The 20,684-nt window shown below is 41.1% G+C and carries 18 protein-coding genes; all 18 read right to left on the bottom strand.

Features of this window, described 5'->3' with window-relative positions; all coding sequences use genetic code 11:
* Positions 1–18: 18 nt before the first annotated feature.
* Positions 19–435, bottom strand: a complete 417-nt coding sequence (locus T488_RS16585; protein ID WP_051536084.1) for a metal-dependent transcriptional regulator — start codon at positions 433–435, stop codon at positions 19–21.
* A gap of 16 nt (positions 436–451) precedes the next feature.
* Complete coding sequence (locus T488_RS0100510) at positions 452–1,231, bottom strand: ABC transporter ATP-binding protein (protein WP_028519097.1); 780 nt, start codon at positions 1,229–1,231, stop codon at positions 452–454.
* Positions 1,224–2,165, bottom strand: coding sequence for a FecCD family ABC transporter permease (locus T488_RS0100505; protein WP_051536139.1), 942 nt, complete (start codon positions 2,163–2,165; stop codon positions 1,224–1,226). Before T488_RS0100505 ends, T488_RS0100510 begins: the two co-directional genes overlap by 8 nt.
* Before the next feature lie 50 nt (positions 2,166–2,215).
* Positions 2,216–3,109 carry a heme ABC transporter substrate-binding protein IsdE gene (gene isdE, locus T488_RS0100500; RefSeq protein ID WP_028519095.1) on the bottom strand — a complete coding sequence of 298 codons (894 nt, stop codon included), beginning with the start codon at positions 3,107–3,109 and terminating at the stop codon, positions 2,216–2,218.
* The gene (locus T488_RS18475; protein ID WP_051536082.1) at positions 3,106–4,050 is read right to left on the bottom strand and encodes a heme-binding Shp domain-containing protein; all 945 of its coding nucleotides are present in this window, start codon (positions 4,048–4,050) and stop codon (positions 3,106–3,108) included. Before T488_RS18475 ends, isdE begins: the two co-directional genes overlap by 4 nt.
* Positions 4,050–5,822, bottom strand: a complete 1,773-nt coding sequence (locus tag T488_RS18470; protein ID WP_028519094.1) for an NEAT domain-containing protein — start codon at positions 5,820–5,822, stop codon at positions 4,050–4,052. The genes T488_RS18475 and T488_RS18470 overlap by 1 nt, the downstream gene beginning before the upstream one ends.
* Before the next feature lie 12 nt (positions 5,823–5,834).
* Positions 5,835–6,932, bottom strand: coding sequence for a nucleotidyltransferase domain-containing protein (locus tag T488_RS0100485; RefSeq protein ID WP_196243246.1), 1,098 nt, complete (start codon positions 6,930–6,932; stop codon positions 5,835–5,837).
* A 29-nt stretch (positions 6,933–6,961) separates the two neighbouring features.
* Complete coding sequence (locus tag T488_RS16570; protein ID WP_051536079.1) at positions 6,962–8,638, bottom strand: ABC transporter ATP-binding protein; 1,677 nt, start codon at positions 8,636–8,638, stop codon at positions 6,962–6,964.
* On the bottom strand, positions 8,628–9,053 hold the full coding sequence (locus T488_RS16565) for a S26 family signal peptidase (protein ID WP_196243245.1): 426 nt from the start codon (positions 9,051–9,053) through the stop codon (positions 8,628–8,630). Before T488_RS16565 ends, T488_RS16570 begins: the two co-directional genes overlap by 11 nt.
* Before the next feature lie 4 nt (positions 9,054–9,057).
* The gene (locus T488_RS0100470) at positions 9,058–9,315 is read right to left on the bottom strand and encodes a PqqD family protein (protein ID WP_028519092.1); all 258 of its coding nucleotides are present in this window, start codon (positions 9,313–9,315) and stop codon (positions 9,058–9,060) included.
* 121 nt (positions 9,316–9,436) lie between these two features.
* On the bottom strand, positions 9,437–10,180 hold the full coding sequence (locus tag T488_RS0100460; protein ID WP_028519091.1) for a hypothetical protein: 744 nt from the start codon (positions 10,178–10,180) through the stop codon (positions 9,437–9,439).
* Between the two features lie 9 nt (positions 10,181–10,189).
* Positions 10,190–10,663 carry a hypothetical protein gene (locus T488_RS0100455; RefSeq protein WP_028519090.1) on the bottom strand — a complete coding sequence of 158 codons (474 nt, stop codon included), beginning with the start codon at positions 10,661–10,663 and terminating at the stop codon, positions 10,190–10,192.
* A 117-nt stretch (positions 10,664–10,780) separates the two neighbouring features.
* Complete coding sequence (locus T488_RS0100450; RefSeq protein ID WP_028519089.1) at positions 10,781–12,343, bottom strand: hypothetical protein; 1,563 nt, start codon at positions 12,341–12,343, stop codon at positions 10,781–10,783.
* Between the two features lie 338 nt (positions 12,344–12,681).
* A complete protein-coding gene (locus T488_RS19125; protein WP_082320383.1) occupies positions 12,682–15,798 on the bottom strand; it encodes an NEAT domain-containing protein in 3,117 nt (1,038 codons plus the stop codon).
* 87 nt (positions 15,799–15,885) lie between these two features.
* The gene (locus T488_RS0100430) at positions 15,886–16,419 is read right to left on the bottom strand and encodes a hypothetical protein (protein WP_155267127.1); all 534 of its coding nucleotides are present in this window, start codon (positions 16,417–16,419) and stop codon (positions 15,886–15,888) included.
* 534 nt (positions 16,420–16,953) lie between these two features.
* Positions 16,954–17,781, bottom strand: coding sequence for a hypothetical protein (locus T488_RS0100425; RefSeq protein WP_028519086.1), 828 nt, complete (start codon positions 17,779–17,781; stop codon positions 16,954–16,956).
* 121 nt (positions 17,782–17,902) lie between these two features.
* Entirely contained in the window at positions 17,903–20,014 is a 2,112-nt protein-coding gene (gene mobP3, locus T488_RS0100420) for a MobP3 family relaxase (protein WP_242838282.1), read from the bottom strand.
* A 63-nt stretch (positions 20,015–20,077) separates the two neighbouring features.
* On the bottom strand, positions 20,078–20,443 hold the full coding sequence (locus T488_RS0100415; protein ID WP_051536135.1) for a hypothetical protein: 366 nt from the start codon (positions 20,441–20,443) through the stop codon (positions 20,078–20,080).
* Positions 20,444–20,684 lie beyond the last annotated feature (241 nt).

Raw genomic sequence — 20,684 nt, 5'->3', positions numbered from 1 at the left:
TAATGGGAAGGGGCTTTTTCAGCCCCTGTCCTCGTTTGATTCTAAAATATGTGCTTTTATCGCTGCACGCATGTGATTTTGAAAGAATGCCTGCAAAGCCTTGAAGCTCTTTTCTGACAGGCTATGCTCCATACGGCAGGCATCAACTTTTGCCGTATCAGGATCGACACGGAGATAGCGTAGCATATCCATGAAAAAATCATACTTCTCCGTTACAACCTTTGCCCTCTGCATACCCTTTGCTGTCAGTTGGATACCGCAGTCATATTTGATGATGACATAGCCTTCTTTTTCAAGTTCATGGACTGCAATGCTGACGGTCGTTCTTGTGACACCAAGCTCATGTGCGATCTCAATGCCCCGTACATCGCCGTGCATCCGCTGCAGTCTGTATATTACTTTCAGATAGTTTTCTGTTTTCTCCTTTCCAAGCATAATTTCACATCCTTTGCTATTTTCCGATCGGCATGATGAACGGTTTTCCGTCAAGCTGTGAGATTTGAAGGTCTACGCCGTAGACTTCCTTCATCAGTTCAGATGTGATGACCTTTTGCGGCTCTCCCTGCGCACAGATCTTTCCGTCCTTCATGGCGATAATTTCGTCGCTGTAGTATAATGATTGGTTAATGTCGTGCAGTACCATGATGATCGTCATTCCGTACTGCTCATTTAATGTGCGTACCAGCTTTAATATTTGAAGCTGATAGCGAATATCCAGATAAGTGGTCGGCTCGTCGAGGAACAGCGTTTTTGTATCCTGTGCAAGAGCCATTGCGATCCATACACGCTGTCTTTGTCCGCCGGACAGCTTGGATACAGGCTTGTCCTTGTGCTTTACCACGTTCGTTATTTCCATTGAACGCTGTATTATTTCTTCATCTTTTTTCGTATCGGAGGAAATGCCGAAGCTCTGGTGCGGAGTTCTGCCGTAGCCGACCAGTTTTTCTACAGTTATATCATCGGGAGCGGTGTTATACTGATGTACGATAGCGACCTTTTTTGCAAAGTCTTTCAGGCGCATATCCGCAACATTTTCACTGCCGAGCATAATACTGCCGCTGTTCGGTTTCAGGCTTTTGGTTATCAGGTTAAATAGTGTTGATTTACCGCAGCCGTTCGCTCCGATCAGTGTTGTGACCTTTCCAGCCTGAATATTCACCGAAAGTCCCTTGATGACTTCGTTTGTTCCGTATGAAAAATGAAGGTCTTTGATCTCAAATACATTAGCCATGTTTTCTGTCCGACCTCCTTAACAGGAATACGAAGAACGGTCCGCCGACAACAGACATGATGACCGTTGCGTTGATCTCATAGGGATAGCAGATCGTTCTGCCTATTGTATCAGCAAGCAGGAACGTAAATGCTCCGAGTATCATCGTGTAGGGCATCAGCACCTTGTGATTGCTGCCGACCAGAAGTCTTGCGATATGGGGAACGATCAGTCCGAGGAAACTGATTGGACCGATCACTGCTGTTGAAATGGACGCAAGCAGACAGGCAATAAATGAGATTATAAGTCTGATCGCTGTCACATTGATGCCGAGTGACCGAACTGTTTTATCCTCCAGACTGAGGAGGTTGCAGTATCTCGTTACAAACAGTGAGAGCAGCAGTCCAACCACTGCATAGCAGACCAGAAGTCTGAAATCGTCCCATGTTTTCTGCGTGATATTGGCATTGACAATGCTTGCCACACCGCTGTATGTCGAGCCTGTGCCGGAATTGAATGCGCTCATCAGTCCTGTAAACATTGTATTTATTGCAACACCTACAAGTATAAGTCTCAAAGGGCTGAGTCCTGATTTCCATGAAAGCATATATACCAACGCACAGGCTGTACATCCGCCTATGCAAGCAAAAAGCGGTGTAAAATTATACATAAGAGGGAAAAATGCTGTTACAAGAACGGCTGCAAAGCTCGCTCCTGAGCTGACACCGATGATACCGGGATCAGCCAGTGGATTCTTCATAACTGCTTGTAAGAGTACACCGGATACAGCCATTGCTGCACCGCCGAGCATTGCGATAAATATCCTCGGAAAACGAAGGTCATAAATAGTGGCTATCTTCTGATCATACTTAACAAACAAGCCATTATACAATTCTGTCACCGAGACCTTGATACTTCCCGTTCTTACTGCGATCACAAAAAGTACAAGCAGCATTACTGCTGTAATGATATATGTAAATACTACTTTTGTCGTGCGCTGCAAGCTTATTCCTCCCCATATAATATAGGCTGGAGGACATCGAGCGCTTCCGGATAATCGAAGTTCGCACTCATACTGAACAGCTTACTGTCAAGATAATAGACATTATCTTCCTCAACCGCTCTGAAATGCTGCCAAATATCGTTGTTTTTGAAATCGTCCTTGAGGTACTTATATGCCACCTCATCAAGTCCGCCGTGAGCGGTACAAACAATAACATCGGGATCCTTTTTTATTATGTCCTCGGTGTTGGCAACAATATAGTCCTTATCCTCGCCCTCATATACATTCTTACCGCCTGCCAGCCTTACAAGAGAGCCTGTATAGCTGTTTTCTGTTGCCACACTGAATGAACCCGGAAATCCCATAAGGACAAGTACTTTCGGCTGTTCCTTGCCTTCATTTTTCTTATGGTATTCATCTATAAATTCATTGTATTCATCTATCATAGCCTTGGCCTGTTTTTCTCTGTCAAACATCTTTCCAAGTTCATCTATACTCTGATACATTCCTTCGACGCTTTCAAGATTCACAAATATGGATTTTACCCCTATTGCGGAATATTTCGGCTGCAAGTCGTTTTTCAGACTTGCCGGACCGAGTATCCAGTCCGCATCAAGTGTTGCTATTTTCTCGGTATCAGGTGACATTGCAATACCGATACGCTCTACATCGTCATACCTCTCAGGGATCGTACTGAGACTTGTGTCACTGACGCCAACGAGGTCAAGGTCGAGTCTGTCCATAATATCCGCTGTTGCCGGCGAAGTCGCTACAAGTCTGACATTTTCAGCAGTATTTACTTCCTTTGCACTGTCCGGGTGCTGATCCACACAGCCTGACATTGCTCCCGAAATAACTAAAGAAAGTCCGAGAGCTGCTATTTTTCTTATTTTCATTTGCTGCCCTTCTTTCTCTTTGAACGAATAACTGCATAAACTATTCCAACTATCGCCAGCGTACCGCAGCAGCCGCCGAGTACTCCCAATACTATGCCGTTATTACTCTTATCTTTATCAGCACCTTCTGCTGAACCGCTCAGAATATCACTTAACTCCATTTTATTGCCTCGCTCGTCATAAATCATAAGTCCGAGGCCGTCGTTATCGGAATTTCCTCCCACAGAAGGCATATATCCTTCTTCATCAGCAGATACGGTATAAGATTCAGAAGCAGTTGTGGTCTTATTTTCAGTTTTCGATACAGCAGTAGTTGTAGTCGTTTTTGCTGTAGTAGTTGTAGTTGTTGTTACTTCATCTGATGCTGCTGTTGTAGCTTCTGAGCCTCCTTCTGACGTTTTTTCGGCAGGGGAGGTTACCTCAACAGAGGTAACGAAATCAGCACTTCCTGGCTGTAAATCGGAGAATCCGATATAGTAGACGACATCACGTCTCATGGGAGCAACATAGAATGTCGCTCTCAGGTAGCTGTTTTCACTGGGAATCTGCATACGGAAATCTGTTGTATTATCATCGAGATTTTCCTGCATGATGTCATAATCCACATCATTGAACGGGGCATTTCCGTCAGCCTGCACCTTGAACGATACATTTTCGATATTATCCATAAGGGAAAGGCGGACTGTTGCATAGGTGTTTCCGTTTGGATCGACCTCGATCAGAGCTGTCGTATATGTAGCACTGTCAGTCATAGGCTGACCTATTCCCTCAGACTCGATTCCGCCTCTGTCTTCGACTACGCCTGTGACGGGGTGAACGTAGTAGGGGGTGCATTTTGCGGTATAGATACCGTTATCAAGGGCTTTTGCACTGAAATCACCTGAAATGACAAGTATGCCGCTGCATAGCAAGCCCATTACTGTACTGATCAGTTTCTTCATCACTTACGCTTCCTCCTTGATGTAAAAGCTGCCGCTGCTGCGACTGTCAGTCCGGCTGCAACTGTTCCGACACCTGCATCTCCGGTCTGAGGGCTGCTTGTCTTGGAAGAATTTCCGCTGTTTTTATTGCTTGTAGTTCCGTCAGGCTTGGAGCCTATAGCAAAAGTACCTGTTTCCTTTACTGAGAATGCGAACATTCCGTTCTCAGCAGTGCCGTTGATCTTTGTCTTTTTGCCGTCTGCGATACGGTATACAAGCGGATCTGTTACATTGCTTGGAATTGGCAGTGATATCTGCATCTTTCCGTTCAGGTCAGATGATACAGAAACGCTGTATACTTTGAAATTGGAAAGATTTGATTTGGCGGTATCGAAATCTGCGCCGCTTGTAACTGCGGATACTGTTGCAGAAGCATCGTTTGGCAGAACGCCCTGATCTGCATGGAGCTTTACGCCTGTTGCAGAATCAGTATAGTCGAATGCTTTGGACTGTTCCTCCTGTTCCTCGATCTGGAAGGGTTCTTCTGTTTTCGTAAGAGTAGACCAGTCCAGCTTCATCAGAACACTCTGCGTTCCTGTGCCGTCTGCGATAGCCTCCATGATCGGTACGAAAACCTGAAGCGGCACATACTCCTCACTCGCTTTGTCTACCAATGGAAATCTGACAAGCTGAGGGTAAAGATTATTTGCATCGTTATACTGATCTACAACATCGTATCTCGATACGACTTCTGCCTTGGTTACATCTCCCATCGGTTTTCCGAACTGGTTGTACGTATATCCTTTGTTATAGTAGTACAGGTCTTTGAGGTATCCGAACTGGTTATACATAGCAAGTCCCTTGAACTGCATTGTCACAAAGTATTCGCCGTCCTTTACTTCAAGCTGTACTGTGTGGTTGATGCCGTTGTTGGACATTGAATAATCTGCACGATCAACCTTTATCATTTCAGCTTGCAGCTCATACTTTCCGTCAGCAAGGTTGTCCTTGTCATATTTTGAAGGTGTGACAGGCTGTGCAGAAGTTGTAGTTGTTACCGCTGCTGTTGTAGTAGTGGTTGTGGTGGTTGTTGAAGATACAGAGACTGTAGTTGTCGTTGTAACATTTTCAGTTGTAGCGGTAGTAGTTGTTGGTGGTGTTTTTTCAGAGGATTCCTTTTTTAACGTATCCCAATCCAGATCAATAACAGCAAACTTTGTTCCGCCACCTGCCATTATACTTTCCATAACAGGCACATATACCTGGACAAGTATCTCATCTTCACGGTTTGAAAAGTCGATAGGAAGTGACAACTTTTTCGGGTACCATTTATTTACAACATTGCTGTCAGCATATTTACTGTCGGGATTGTTGAAATCATCATAAACATCCGTGTATTCTTCTATTGATGAAGCATCTACAGTAGTCACTTCCAGAGGATACTGGAACATATTTGCCTTTATGATCTCTGTGACTTTCTTCATCCAGCCAAGGTAGCCCTGCTTATCCATATATGTCATGGAATGCATATCTATCTGTAATTCTGCTGTTCCATCTTCTTTAACTACGATATGAGCAGTTGGATCCATAGACGCATTTCCCATGGACACTTCATCACTATGGAACTGCATAAGTGTCATTTTTACCGAATATGTTCCTGCTTCCGATTCGGCAGCAGATGCAATGATCGATGCAGTATTATATGGCTGCTTATCAATTATGCCTGCGTATCCTGCTGTCAGCATAAATGCTGCAATTGCAGCGGCGACTGTTCTTCTTGTTTTTACTTTCATATCTTTATCCTTTCAGTTATTAAAACTTTTATTATTCATTTCTTTCCACGCTCTGAACTCTTTCAGCCTTGCTTTGCGTGTAATGAATATTAACCTGTACACTCTCCGAATAAGATAAAAAGGATATAATACAGGATATTCAGCGACTATCGGTTCATATTTTTCAAGCCATGCTTTATTAGGGAAAATACGCACTAACATATATTTTAACTTACTGTCAGCACCAATAGTTTCAGCCTTATGTTTAATGCTGTTTTCCAAAGTACCATAAGTACCTGAAAACAACAAATATCTGAGCAGATCCCATTCATTATCTGTAAGGCATAGATCACGTTTAAATGCATGAGCTGACAGAGTACGCATATCCTTCTCAAAATCAGATATTTTCAGTTTCTCACACTCCTTGTGTACATATACCCAATCGAGATCCCTTTCTTTTTTATTAAGATATACATAATAATCTATCAGTGTACGCAATCCTGTTCCCCCGCCGCTGTAATGCTTGAAAGCATGGGCGGTCATGTAGATATAGAAATCCTCGTCTTTAAAACGGTACTCATACGTTTTTCCGTCAACGGGAAGGAGCTTGTCCTTTATATTCCTATAATAGTCGTACATCTCGGAATATTTTCCCATAAGAGATGTATGCATCTCAAAATTATATATTGGTTCCTTAAAATACACATCATGATGTGACTTACCAATGCTGTCTGCTTTATAACCAAGTTCTGTAAATATACTGGTAACATCATTTTGACGGCTGCTGTCATATAGAATGTCATTGTCTGCCATTTGCCTCATTCCCATTGAAGGATAAAAATTCTTCATATGGACACCCTTCAACGCAATATGCCATATCTTGTTTTTATCAAGCATATCAAAGATCTTACTTCGTTCCGCATCAAGCAGCATATTCTTCCGCAAGGATTTAGCATATGCATCTTTCCATTTTTGATCGACTTCAATGCCGGATTGCTGTAATGCTTCACAAACCATAGCAGTCAGACTGTTATGCTGACACATCTCATATATTGCGTCGAGATCGAAAGTTTCTATCTTTGACGGTTTTGCTTTACCGCCAAGCAGTACACAGCGGCAAAGATAGAACATATCATATCCCGCTTTTTTGAAACTATCTGTCAATACATATCATCTCTTTCAAAATTAATCACACTGTCACATATCTCAAGCGCAGCAGGTCTGTGCGTGATGATAACGACAGTTTTATCTGTCATTTTCCGTATATTTTCAAGCAGCCTCTTTTCGGTGTTTTCGTCAAGAGAGCTTGTTGCTTCGTCAAGCAGTAAGATCGGATTATCCGAGAATATAGCCCTTGCGATCGCAATACGCTGCATCTGTCCCTCTGAAAGACCTGTACCACGCTCACCGAGAACAGTGTCAACACCGCTCTCCAATTCCTGCACAAAATCATCTGCACAGGAGATCTGCAATGCCCGGTTGATTCCGTCTGTGTCGTGCATTCGCTCTGTATCACCGAACGCAATGACTTCTCTGATCGTTCCCGACATGAGCTGATTTCCCTGCGGCACATAGGCGAACAGCCTGTGCCACTGACTTGTCAGCGGAATTGCTGTGCCGTCTGCTTTTTTCAGCAGCATCTCTCCGCTGTCTGAGTGATATAGACACATCATCAGTTTCAGTACCGTTGATTTACCGCATCCTGAATGTCCTGAAAAGGCGATATACTGACCTTTCTGAATATCCAGATCCAAGTTATGCAATACGCTTTCACGGTCATTGCTTTTGTATCTGAAACAAATATTTTTCAAGGAGATCCCTGCGAAATCAGTATCATAAAAATGCTGTATTTCATCTTTTGACTTTGGCTCTGCGGTGCAGTCATCTGCAAATTGTTCAGCTTCACGCAAGCGCTCCGCACTTGCGGTCATTGCATAGAATTTTGGCAGATAACCCGTGATATTGGCAAAAGGGGATTGTATCTGCGATATAAGCTGTAATACTGCTGTCAGAGTACCATAGCTGACTGTTCCGCCTATGATGCCCAAACCGCAATAGCCAAGTCCGAGCAGATACATTCCGTTCATTGCCGCCGAAAAGCCGATATTGCACACATTTGAAAAATGATTCCGCTTTAGTCTTGCTCTACGGTGATCTGCCATTTTTTCATTTGCCTGAACTACACTTTGCTTTTCTGCCGAAAAGGTTCGGACGATCATCAGACTTCCAAGCCTTTCCTGCAAAAACACACGCAGACTGCCGTCATTCTCCTGAATGGCTTTGTGCAGCCGTTTCAGCACTCTGCGGAATGCGTAGGTCAGTACGATCAGAGCTGCACCGCCGGGAATAAGAACATACAGGAATTTCGGCTCAATGATAAGCAGCATGACAAGTGCGCCGATCATTTTCACAGCCATACCAAGAATACCGGGCAGTATTTCGATCATTCCGTTTGCCGTGACCTGCGTATCCGAGGTCAGACGGTTGAGCCATTCACCTGAATGTGTGTCCGTGACAGCGGCATAGTCCTTTTTCAGCAGCACCTCAAACAATCTGGACTTATAGATGTTTTCTATCGCAGACCGGGAGGATTCTTCCAGCCAGCGTACAACAGCACGAAGTAAGATCTGTGCGGCAACAAGTCCGATCACAAGCCAAAGATTCAGCCAGAAACCGGCTTTGTTCCTCACAGCGGCACTGTCTATGGTATTACGCAGGAGCATCGCATACAGGACACTGCTGCCGCCTAATATGCCTTGCAGTATCGCAAGCAATATAATGTGCAGCTTATATTTGCCTGTTACAGAGGATAGCCATTTCAGTATACTATTTTGCATGGATCATCCTCTTTGCCCGCAGCTTTACTTTTTTGCAGAAAATGCGTAAATTGGCGGTTTTGCACCAGAATCGCACATATTTCTGATACTGCTTATCTGTTACACGGTATTCCTTCCCATTATGGGTAAACTCAGTCATGATACCGATAATGTCGCTGTCCTTTACATACTCTTTATTGATGCAGTTATCGCCAAGCACGACATAATCATGCTCTCTTACAGCAATCACTCGATGCAGGACATAGCTGTCCGGCGGGCGGCGATAAAGTATCACATCATACTTCCTGCACCGCTGAGTGGTTTTCTTTTTTACAGTAAAGGAATCACGTCCTTGTTTGAGCATAGGAAGCATACTGGTTCCTGTGTTCCGATAAGTCAGTGTGCCATAAAGCTCTAAAAATGCTTCATAGGTCATTGTATTACCCAATGATCGCACCGACACTTTTCAGAGTTTCAATGATCTTATGAACATCTGCTTTCAGAGTCGCTTCCGGAACATCGTACTTCTTCTGCATCGCTGCCACGATCTTTTCCTCTGTGGTATCTGTTTTCAGCATTTCGATGATCTCTGCCGCAGTCTTATTGCTGCGAAGAAGTCCGCTGAATTTTGCAGAAGTATCGACCATCATCTGCTGGTCGCCGTCCATATGGGTAATAAATTCTTTTTTCAGTTTCATTGTTATTCCTCCGAGCCGGCTTTTATAAAGGGTAATTCTATAACATTATCACTGGTTGTGATAACATCTTCGCATTCAAAAATAATTACTTCTGATTCAGGTTTGATATACTTTTCTTTCATTATAGATTCTCCCTATTCATTTCATTAAATGCTGTTGCTACAGCATCAGGTGTTATATTACAATAAAGCTTATACAGCTTTATTGACGTACACATTTTGTCGAGCAGTTCAAATATTTTCTCCATTTTTGAAACTCCGACAGGTCTGTGAGTCTGCTGCATCAATATTGGGTATGCCTCAGATTTGGAAATCTCCTTTATAGAGTTTGTTTCTCCCCGATTCAGCCAGCATATCGCTTTCAGTGGAGCAGAAGTATTGGTACTGATACGGTGTTTTCCGTCATATGGAGTGCCATAGACAGTCACGTCGCTGTCAGTAATTTTCAAAAGTGGCTTATCATCATTTATCATGACAGCACGTTCACCGAAATACTCACGCCACAGCCTTGTGTGCGTGGATTTTCCTGTTCCGCTTTTAGCAGTAAAAAGGAAGGCTATACCGTCAACAGCAATGACTGAACCGTGAAATAACAGAATATCCCTATCTATCAGTATTTCGCACAGTTTCCTGTAGACTGCCAGTGTCTCAAGATAGCTGTCAGAATAGTTTTTGACGGGATTTCCTTCTTTAATATTTGTTTTGATTGAACGCTCACGTTCGTATTCTATATCTTGCTGATTGATCGTTATAGTAAATTCTGCTGGCTCATTACATTGATAATCCCTGCACAGCTCATGCACCTCATTATGTATAGAATCCACTGAAAATACAGTATCAGCTATACGATATGATCGTATTATCATGACATTACCTCAATTCTTTTTTGCAGGAACAAAAGGCAGCTCCACCACTTCATCCTCAACTATTTCAATGCTTTCATCTGCATCGTTGTTATTTGTTCCATTATCTGGTATGATCACTTCGGGTACATCTTCTTCATACACAAAAATTTCCTCCTGTTCCTCGTCTGGAACGGAATTATCATTGATATTGCTTTCTAATGTATCACTTTCATGATCAGGATTATTGTCTTTAGCTGCTGTAGTAACTGTACCATTATCTTCCGTTTCTGTTTTATTTGCGGTAGTTTTTTTGTTATCTGATGCTGATGTAGTTGTTGTGGTTTCATAAGAGCTTGTAACTGAAGTAGTTGCATCTGTTTGTATAACAGACGATGATATACTTCCTTTCTGTGACGAGCTTTCGTCTTTTCCGGAACCATTTGTGCAGCCTGAAAGAATTGTCAGAACTGCTATTGCTATGATCCCAATATATTTCTTTTCCATATTTGGCCTCCGATATTTTATTATTTCTGATGATTCGAGCAAGACCGCAAGAGATCTTGCGGCCTCGCTCCGAGCATCAGCCCGAAGTGAGAGATTTTCTCATTTAATGAAGAAGTTTTACTTATTAGCTTCTGCTGCCTTATAGAAGAGATATAAAGCCTTTGACACATTATGCAGTGCTTCATTTGAACTCTTAGTCTGTGCGATATTACAATAATCCATTGCACCATATTTCAGAGTGAATGTATTTGAGCCATTTGAAACTGTAACTGTATATCTATCTCCAAGATTTGCTGCATTGATCTTAGGAACTGTTACATAATAGCCCTGGCTGCTCATGGTTGGGGTTACATTTGTTCCGTTTACTGTGAATTTGTACTTGCTGATATCATTTGTTCCTGTAAGAGAAAAATAGTGCTTGATCTCTGTCTTTGAAGCGAGACTAAGTGATGATCCCTTATATGAAATACCGCTTACGCTTCCCGACTTGGAGAAATTATAACCTGAAAGTGTGCTTGCAGTTACAGATGAAAGTGACTTATCAGAATCAGCAAGGTTTGCGTTTGCCAGCTTATCTGTATTAACGCCAAAGAACTCCTGTGCGTATCCGCCATAGTTGAGCATAGCCTTTGCAAGTGCCTTCTGTTTATCGGTATAGCCTTCGCCATATGCAATTTCCATTGCATAGTCAACAGCAGATACAGAATATGTATCGACCACTGTGCCGTTTCCGAGCTGAACTTCAACTGTTATCTCAGAAGTCATATCCTTTGCAGCTACCTCAACAGGTATCTCATATCCGTTTGCTGTTGCAGTCTGATCCTTTACCTTTACTTCGGATACTGTTTTGCCGTCGATCTTAGAAACGATCTTTGCTCCACTGTCGGAAGTAACATTGCTGCTGAGATCAATGTAATTATTCAGTGTAATATCACCCTTGATACTTGCACTTGTTCCTGTCAGCTCTGACTCCTTCTTCCGGACATTATCCCAATCAATAAGAAGGCCCACAAACTTTGTACCGCCGCCAGATGTAGTACCAATCGATTCCATAATAGGAACATAAACCTGACAAAGCACCTGCTTGCAAAGGTTATTATAGTTGCTTTCGCTGCCTGTATAGAACCTTGCAAGATATCCGTCAACACCTGTGATGTTACCGCTTTCATCTACCGTTACATCAACAGGAACAGAAACCTTCTGAGGATACCATTTTCCTGCAACATTACTGTCTGCGTTTTTGCTGGTAGGATCATTGAATGTATCATATATTCCTGTATACTCATCAACAACTGCCGCTTCTTCTACATCTGCCTTTACAGGAACTCCCATGAATCCTGTCTGTGTGATCTCCTTACACTTATAAAAATGTCCGAGATAGCCTTCTCCGTCGCCGTATGTCATTCTCTGGAATTCAAGGATAACAGATGCGTTTCCATTCTTATCAATTACAAGTTCACCGACCTGCTTCATTGCAGGATTACCCATAGACGCCTTGCTCTCAGTATAATTGTAGAGAGAAACAGGCACGGTATAACTGCCTTCAAAATCAGCAACGCTTGATGCTGCGGATACTGTTAATACGGGAGCAGAAAAATACTGAGCGGCTGTTCCTCCTGATATACTTGCAGCAACACCCATAGCCATAACAGCAGCAATAATGTTCTTTTTGATCTTCATTTTTTAGATTCCTTTCTGTTATAATACATCAAACAACAATATAATTTGACGTTTGATATTTTCCTATTCGCACTCAGCAAAAATGCAGTTTGCATATGTGCGATACACTTCAGATCTGTTTTTATATCGAACATCAAAGTCTTTTTAAGGTCCAATATAAAAATGCAGAAAGGAACAGACAGTATTTTTAACACCATCTGTTCCTGATTGCAAATAGTTCAGTTTAATCAGAGAATAGGTGTTTCATTAGGATCACTTGTAGTGATAACATCCTCATTCTCAAACTCGATGATCTCAGTCTCGGGAGTGATATATTTTTCCTTCATTTTTATGCCTCCTTATGCGTTATATTTTTCAGCAGCCTGACTGTAGAAGTACAATGCCTTCATGAGAGACTGGAGCTTCTCGTCAGATGACTTTGAAAGTGCTTTGTAGATGTATGCGTAAGGACCTGTCTTAACGGACAGCTCTCCCTCGCCTGACTTATTAGCAATTTCGATGGCTGAACGCTCATCTATATCTCTGGAAGTGATATCGGGAATAGTAACATAATACTTATTGCCTGATTCAACAGGAGTAAGTTCAGTGCTGCCGATCTTGAATGTATAATCGCTGATCTTTGCTCCATCTTCAAGAGTGAAGTATGCCTTTAGGTCGATCTTTGTATTCAGTGAGAGAGATGAACCGTAGAAGTTGATACCGTCATCCTCGTCCTCAACTCTTTCACGCTTTGTATTTGCGATTGTTACATCGCCAAGAGTTTTTTCAGCGTCTGTGAGGTCTGCATTTGCAAGGGCTGTCTTGTTATATCCGAAGAACTCCTGAGCATATCCGCCGTAGTTAAGAATAGACTTAACAAGAGCGATCTCCGACTCATTAGTTGAAGAAGCAAGGAGCTTGTCAGCGTACTCCTTAACAGAGCAACTGAATACTTCGCTTGTTTCGCCGTTTGAAAGGATAACCTGTACCTTAACCGGTGCTGTCATTTCCTTAGCAGCAACATTTGCAGAGAACTTATAACCGTTTGCAGTCTTGTCAGCATCTGCAATTTCGCTGATAACGTACTCCTTAACAGAGCCGTCAGGGAGAGTGAACTTAACCTTAGCACCTGCATCATTAAGAGTCTGTTCGCCAAAGTTAAAGAAGAAGTTAAGTCCGAAATCATCCTTGAGTGAAAGGGTATTACCTGTGTACTCAGCGATCTTGCCAGCAGGTACTTTGTTTTCCCAATCAAGGTGCATCAGAACGCTCTGTGTTCCGCTTCCTGTTGATACAGCTTCCATTACAGGAACAAACACCTGTAATGGTATCCATTCAGCACCCTTTCCGTCTACAAGAGGAAATTCAAGATAATGAGGGGGATTTTTTCCACTGTATTCATCAATAACATCATACTTGTTTATAACGGTTGCTTCGGTAACTTCACCAACAGGAGCACCGAATCCATTATACTCATAGCCTGCGTTAAAGTATGACAGCTTTTCAAGGTAGCCAAACTTATCGTCAATAGCCATTCCCTTGAACTCCACCTGAACAGTAGCCTTGCCGTCCTTAACATCAACAACTACATTATGATTGATAGCATTTTCAGACATTGAGTCAGATGCTCTATCGGTTTTAATCATGTGTGCAGGAACAAGATATCTTCCGTCAGCTATCTTCTTATTCTCATCAACAACAAGAGCCGCTGTAGCCGACTGATATTCTGCAATACGGGCTGTAAGTTCTGTTGTGTCGGAATATCCTGTTACGCACTTCTTATCCTCTGTTGTTGTTTCAGTGTCGAGAAGCGCCTGAACATCTGCCCATGACTCGTCTGTGTAGATGTTATCATCAGCGAGAATGTTTGCATATTCATACTCTCTTTGAAGTGCTGTGATGTCATATGTTGGCAGATACGAAGATGCCTGATCGAGTGTACCGAGATATGTTGGATTGGAAATCATCATGATCGCAGTTAACTCATCCCAATACTTCTCAATTTCAGAAAAATCAAGATTATTTAAAGCAGCCATTGCTGGAGAACTAACAGCAAGTGTATATCCACCATATTCATTAAAACTATCTCTTTCAAGATGCAGTTTAATAGTTTTAGGGCAAGGGATTTGAGTTACACCATTGTAAATGTCATTATCTCTTATTGTCCCATCTTCATTTGTGTAATAGCTGTATACAACTTCACTATCTTCGTAATACTGGCTATCTCTCTGTTTTCCCTTTTCACTCCACAAACCGCCACAATATGACGGCTGATCTGGCGCGATAACATAAATAGGAACAAAGTTAACGTAAATGTTAATGTCATCTCCTAATTTAGTTAAATACGCATCATGTATGATAGCTTCATTCGACATCGAAGCACGAGTTGCATCTGCTGATGCTGTTAAATTAGCTTTTACATTATATATACCATCTTCTAATGTTAATGGATCTACATTTGAAATGGCATTTTTAAACAACATCGCACTTCCGTTTGCCTTACTCATAGATGTCTGCCTAAAAGTAACAGAAATTGTTTTGTTGTCAATATCTTTTTTTATTTTCGCAATACTACCTGAGCCAATTTCATTTGTATATAATTGATATGTAAGCTGAGACATATCAAAATCATCAGAAATAGGATAAGTAATTGTATATGGAGAAGAAATATTGATTCTTTTTCCGTCAGAACCATATATTGCTACATTATAGTACACATATTGTGAACATAATCTTGGTATATTCGTAAACGAATTAGAGTTTAATGTGAGCCACGGCCAATCTGTTGAATCATAAGCAGTTACAACTAATTCTGCATCTTGCGGAATAACATCGGAATCCGATGATACTGTAATACCAGTATTCGGATCAACAAGTGTAACACTGCAACAGTCTCGACTTTTGAGAAGATTAAAACACGGTATATACTGTTTTTCAATATATGAAGTATAAATTGTTTTTCCACCATATCCATCTTCTTCCGCTGCTTTGGCTTTTTCTAATGAATAATTACCAGAAGCTAAAGAGTCAAACTTTGTTTTGAAAGCGGTGAAACTTTCATCAGTATAATCATCTTTTACCAAGCTGTTTCCATAGTTAATCAGTTTTTCTAAATCAGATAAATAGCTATGAGAAGTATCAGCAACAAGAAAAGACTCTGCATACTCTATACCATCATATAGTGTTCTATATTCAATATCTGAATAAGATTCTGAATCCATTTCGATTATAAGCGATTTATTATAGGGCGCTAATCTATCCAAGAAAAGCGAGTAAGAATCAGCAGAGTAATCGGAAGATGAAATCGAAAGTGCTTCATTCAGCTTAGATATGTAACGATCTTTTTCAGAGAATTCACTATTATCTGATACACTTGCTGCCTTTGCGACGCAATTAGCTGAAGGCATAAAATAAACCCCTGTTGACAGCACCAAAGATAATGCAATCAAGCTGGAGCAAAGCTTTAAATTTATCATTAATTACACTCCTATTTTTCTTACCACTCGCTACACTCAATAAGTGAAGCGAGTGGTAAGAGGATATTTTAGTAAAATGTGATATTATTAGAAAAGTCTAAGTCTAAGGTCCATAGGATTAGACATAGGGGTAATATCGCTGATTATGTTAATAAGGCCACCACCAAACGTAACTGTAACATCAACATATCCGCTTGTGCCGTCTGAAGAAATATCTGATGCTGGTATAACAATGGTGCCATAAGGGTAAGTAGATGTAGCAGCATTGAAATAATTTGCATCGGTATTACTATTGACGCAATCGATTATCGTGCACGTTGTAAGCGGGAAAATTCCAACCTGCAGAGAACCCTGCTTGAGTACGATAGTTACATTACCATTAGAATCTGTAGAAGTGCTCTGAATACAAGCTGTACTCATTCCCATCGGTGCAGGATTTCCGCTTGAAAGAGAGTAGAAAGCTGAACTAGTATAATTCGCATAATCACGCTGCAGTGTTACGATTGAAGTGTCATCGTTTGGTGTGTCATAAGTTGCTGCAGAAGCACTAAGAGCAGAAACGCTCATTGTTGCAGCCATAGCGAGGGCTGCAATTGCTGATGTGATTCTCTTCTTTAACATTGTTAAATCCTCCTTAAAATATTGTCGTTCGTCATTACGGAGCCTTTCCGCACTGACATCTTGTTTGTCCCGAAACTCGCCGCTGATCAATTCGGCTTGTCTCATGTATGACCGCTCTGTGCACATTGAGCTGCTAAACCGAGGCTGCTGCCACGGTCCATAGGTGGTTGTTAGTGTTAGAGATGTAAGTATCTGCTAACTGCATAAATTATATATCCCTTCCTGACGTTTGTCAAGGCTTCGACGAATTACAAATTTGTAATCCTAAATTATGTTAGTTTTGTAAAACAATATTATTTCATCATGGCTTTTGTTCAATACTTTTGGCAATTTTATTAAGTCCAGATATTTTTATCCACTAATTTAGTGCTCGATGAATTACAAATTTGTAATCCGTTCGTACATTTTTCGTTCACAAACTGTTGATAACTAACATTTTTTGTGCATTTTTGTTGGAGAATATTTTATTCTCCATAAAAAACAAACGCAGGGCAACACTCTGAAAAATGTTACCCTGCGACAACTATTATTCAATTAATATAAATAACAAGTTTTTTTTTTTGAGTGATCAAACGTTGCACAATTGAAACGAAGATATATCACGCCTTTGAGTATCTTTGTATCATCATTCTCGCCAATGGTGTAAAAGTGAAACTTATCAAGTGGAATACTGAATGTATCGTCTTTTCTATCAGCTTCGACGAACTCATTTCCGTCAAAATACTGAAAAGAATTTGCATACCCCATGATATCCGTATGGTCGGAAGGGATCTGAGCCGACATACTCTTTCTTTTGAATATAACTGTACCTTTTCCGTTTTTTATGATTACAGTACACGGTTTATAGAAGCCTCGGTTAGCCATTGAATACTCTTGGAATCTGCTCTGATCATATTTCAGCAGTTCAAACATAGGCTCGAATTTAAAGTTTTTTACTATCTCCGTAAGCTCTGCACCTGTAAACTCTGCCCCTGAATTGAATTTGCTTTTCATAATTGAAACCTTATTAGGCTGATCTATGATCTTATCATAGAAATCTGATTCGGCAAAAAGCACCATTCTATCCGCATGAGCTTCAGCAGCTTCCTTCTCCATACCTTTGTACAGCAAAAAATCCCGAACACGTTTCTTATACTTTATAAGCTTGTCGATCAATTTTTGCCCCTCATCTGTAAAAGAAGGACGACCACTCGCTGTCATGAAGTATACTCCTTCCTCAATTAAAGGCTCCATTGACCGGCGGAGTTTGTGGGGCTTGATATCAAGTCTATTGGCAATTTCGACGTAGCTTCGCTCTTTTTCAGGCATTCCTCTCATAGCAATGAGAGCTTTAAGCTGAAGCTCATCTAACTGAACAGTCATGTTTATCCTCCATCCGTTTTAATATACGGATAGCAGATATTATCTAACACTAACAAATGTTATTTTATCACATATTTTTTTAAATGTCAACTATAAATCTCAATTTTTCGGTATTTTATTTTTACATAGAATTATCAATATTATATTCGTACTGCTGTGAACCATCCTCTTTAATTCCAAGTTCCTGTTTTTTTTGTTGGATAAGGTGACGAAGTTTCTTATCAGTGCGTGATATTCTTCTACGGCTTCGAGCATTGTCTTCTTCTATTATCCGCCCGAAGTCAACAAGTAAACTGACAATGGTATTTGATATCATGTAGTTGTGACCGTTATCATAATTAATCAGCTTTTCTGCGTACTCGTTTCCATCGGAAGCAGACTTCGTAAGCCATTCCAAAGCTTTTTCCCTGTCGGAAGCGATTCCGTCTTTTCCGAAAAGATATATCTTTCCAAGCCAATATGAAGCCCACGAATTATCATCAGCAATAGATTCAAACAGCTTGACCGCTTTGATAACGTCATATTTTTCTTGTGTAAGATATAGTTTTGCAAGCTGATATATCGCATGACGGTTATTAGCCGATGCTGCTGCCGAAAGATATTTTTCAGCTTTGTCATAATCAGCAGGAATGTATTCACCGTTAAAATACATCTTTCCCAGCATATATTGTGCATATTTGTTATCAGCCACAGCAGACTTTTCCAGCCACTTGAAAGCTATGTCAGATGCTTTCTCAGTACCGCATCCGTACAGATACATCTTGCCGATACGATATTGAAAGTACGAACTAATTTTCTTTGCTTTAGGCGCTATATCAATAAAACCTGCAAGTGCCGTTGCAAAATATCGCTTAGCTGTTTCATCATCGACACTGTACCTACCCATGTCATAAATAGCAAGTACATTTCCTTTATCAGCCTCCGACTTCATAACTGCGAGTGCCTCAGCTTTTTCATCATCTGTCAAGTTTTGTGATTTGAGTATCCTCGACGCTGACTTGTATCCATCTGACCATTTGAAATAATAATTGCTGCCGCTTTCTTCAGTATCAACATACTCATAGTCATCAGCGAAAGATACATCAGTATCTTCCTCAATATCATCGTGAATATCTTCAGGCTCGCTGTCAGGAATCTCAATCATATTTACGACTTTTCTTATGATCATATTTTTTACCGAGCGGAACTCCTTGTTCTCAGCAAGCCTTGGAAGCTCCTTATCCTTTTGCGTGTACATTTTATACTTAGCCTTTTCAAATTCGCACCACTTATCATACAGCTTTTGAATATCTTCATTCTGTGATAACAGAAAAAATATATCATCTACTGTCTGCTTGATCTCTTTAGGAAGATATCCATACATCTTCTTTCCGCCGATGCTTTGCAGTTGAGCATTTAATTCCCTGACCTTTGTAACAAGCCTTTCATCAACTACTCCGCTTCCGATTTGAGATAATATTTCACTCATCTGATCTTCGGACAGTGCTTTCAGTTCATCACGGGTAAGAGTTTGCTCCTGATAAATGCTTTTCATATCTTCATGGAAAATATCGTTTGCAAAAGCTGAACGTATTGCAGCCATACCTTCTTTTGTAAGGTATCCTTGTCTCGGATCTGACGAATACACAATGAGATGTATATGCGGATGATGTGTTGTGTCATGGAATGCTGCATACCACTTCATATTTGCAAGCGGAATATTCTGTGCCTTTGATATATCGTCAATGTGACGCTTCACAAGCTCACGCCACATATCAGAATTTGTATATCCAAGCCGCACTGCGTCCTCACGACGGAGTGAGACTACATGAGTCCACACATATCCTGGATGCTCGGCGACTTCATTTGCAACCGCATTCAGGTCAATAGGCTCATCACTTCCATTGAATAATCCATGTTCGCCACGTCTTTCTGCTCCTGGTCTATTTGCCATGTATCCTACGAAGTTCCTTCTGTTACCGATAATATCAGCATGACGTTCTATGATAGTTGATATGAGTTCCGAAGCATTTTCTGATGAAGGATTCTTAGTGTAATCTGTATATTCAAGGTACTGCTTCGCCATTGGGAACTCTTTAATCAGTTCAGCTATGAGCTGCTTTTGATTTGCAGTTGTTTTACCTGTATTCTGCGGACGCTTTTCCACTGACTCACGGGTAGCAATATACTTTGTAAAATTCCTGCGCTTTGTTTTACCACGCTTGCCGCTTTTTAGATAGCGGCTTGAAACAATTAATTGAGCCGTACTCTCACCTCCATGATATATGTATAGCGCTGTATCATACAGCGCTTTTATTTATTCCTCACTCCGCTGATATCTCACAGCACTTTCAAAGTTTATTATACCGTTTATGCGTCTGATCTCGTCTGTGACCATATCACGAAGTTTGAAAAGAGTTGTGTCATCTATATCATTGATTGCTGCAAGCATATGTGTCTGCACTCCTACTTCGACAGCTAACTTGAATATAGCACGTGACAACCGCTGCTCTGTTCCCTTTATAGTTCCGTCAACTATCGTACCTACCTGCGGTGCAAGGTACTCAATAAGTTCAGGCTTATTCTGCATAAGGTGAGCACAGTAAAAACGAATCGCTTTTTCCATGAATTCAGTTTTGGTAGGACAGCAGTCAGCCTTGTACAGACTATTGACCGTTTTCATTGTCTCCGGATAGATGTACAGCGGAAACTTAATTTTAGAGGCAGTGACTCCATCAAATTTTTCCGAATCACTGCTGTTTTTCTTGTCTTTTGTATTATTTGACTCCAAGATTTTTCACCAACTTTCATTTTGACTCCAATCGTTAAATTCTGAAAAGCTCGAAAATGCGGTCGGCTTTGCCGGTCCGCTGTGGAATGGCTGGCGGTTTGACGCCAGCCTTTTACCTGCAACCCAGAAACCA

Source organism: Ruminococcus flavefaciens ND2009 (genome assembly GCF_000621785.1).
Lineage (GTDB): Bacteria > Bacillota > Clostridia > Oscillospirales > Ruminococcaceae > Ruminococcus > Ruminococcus flavefaciens_C.
The sequence above is the reverse complement of the archived record's forward strand: the minus strand, read 5'-3'. Positions and strand labels throughout refer to the sequence as shown.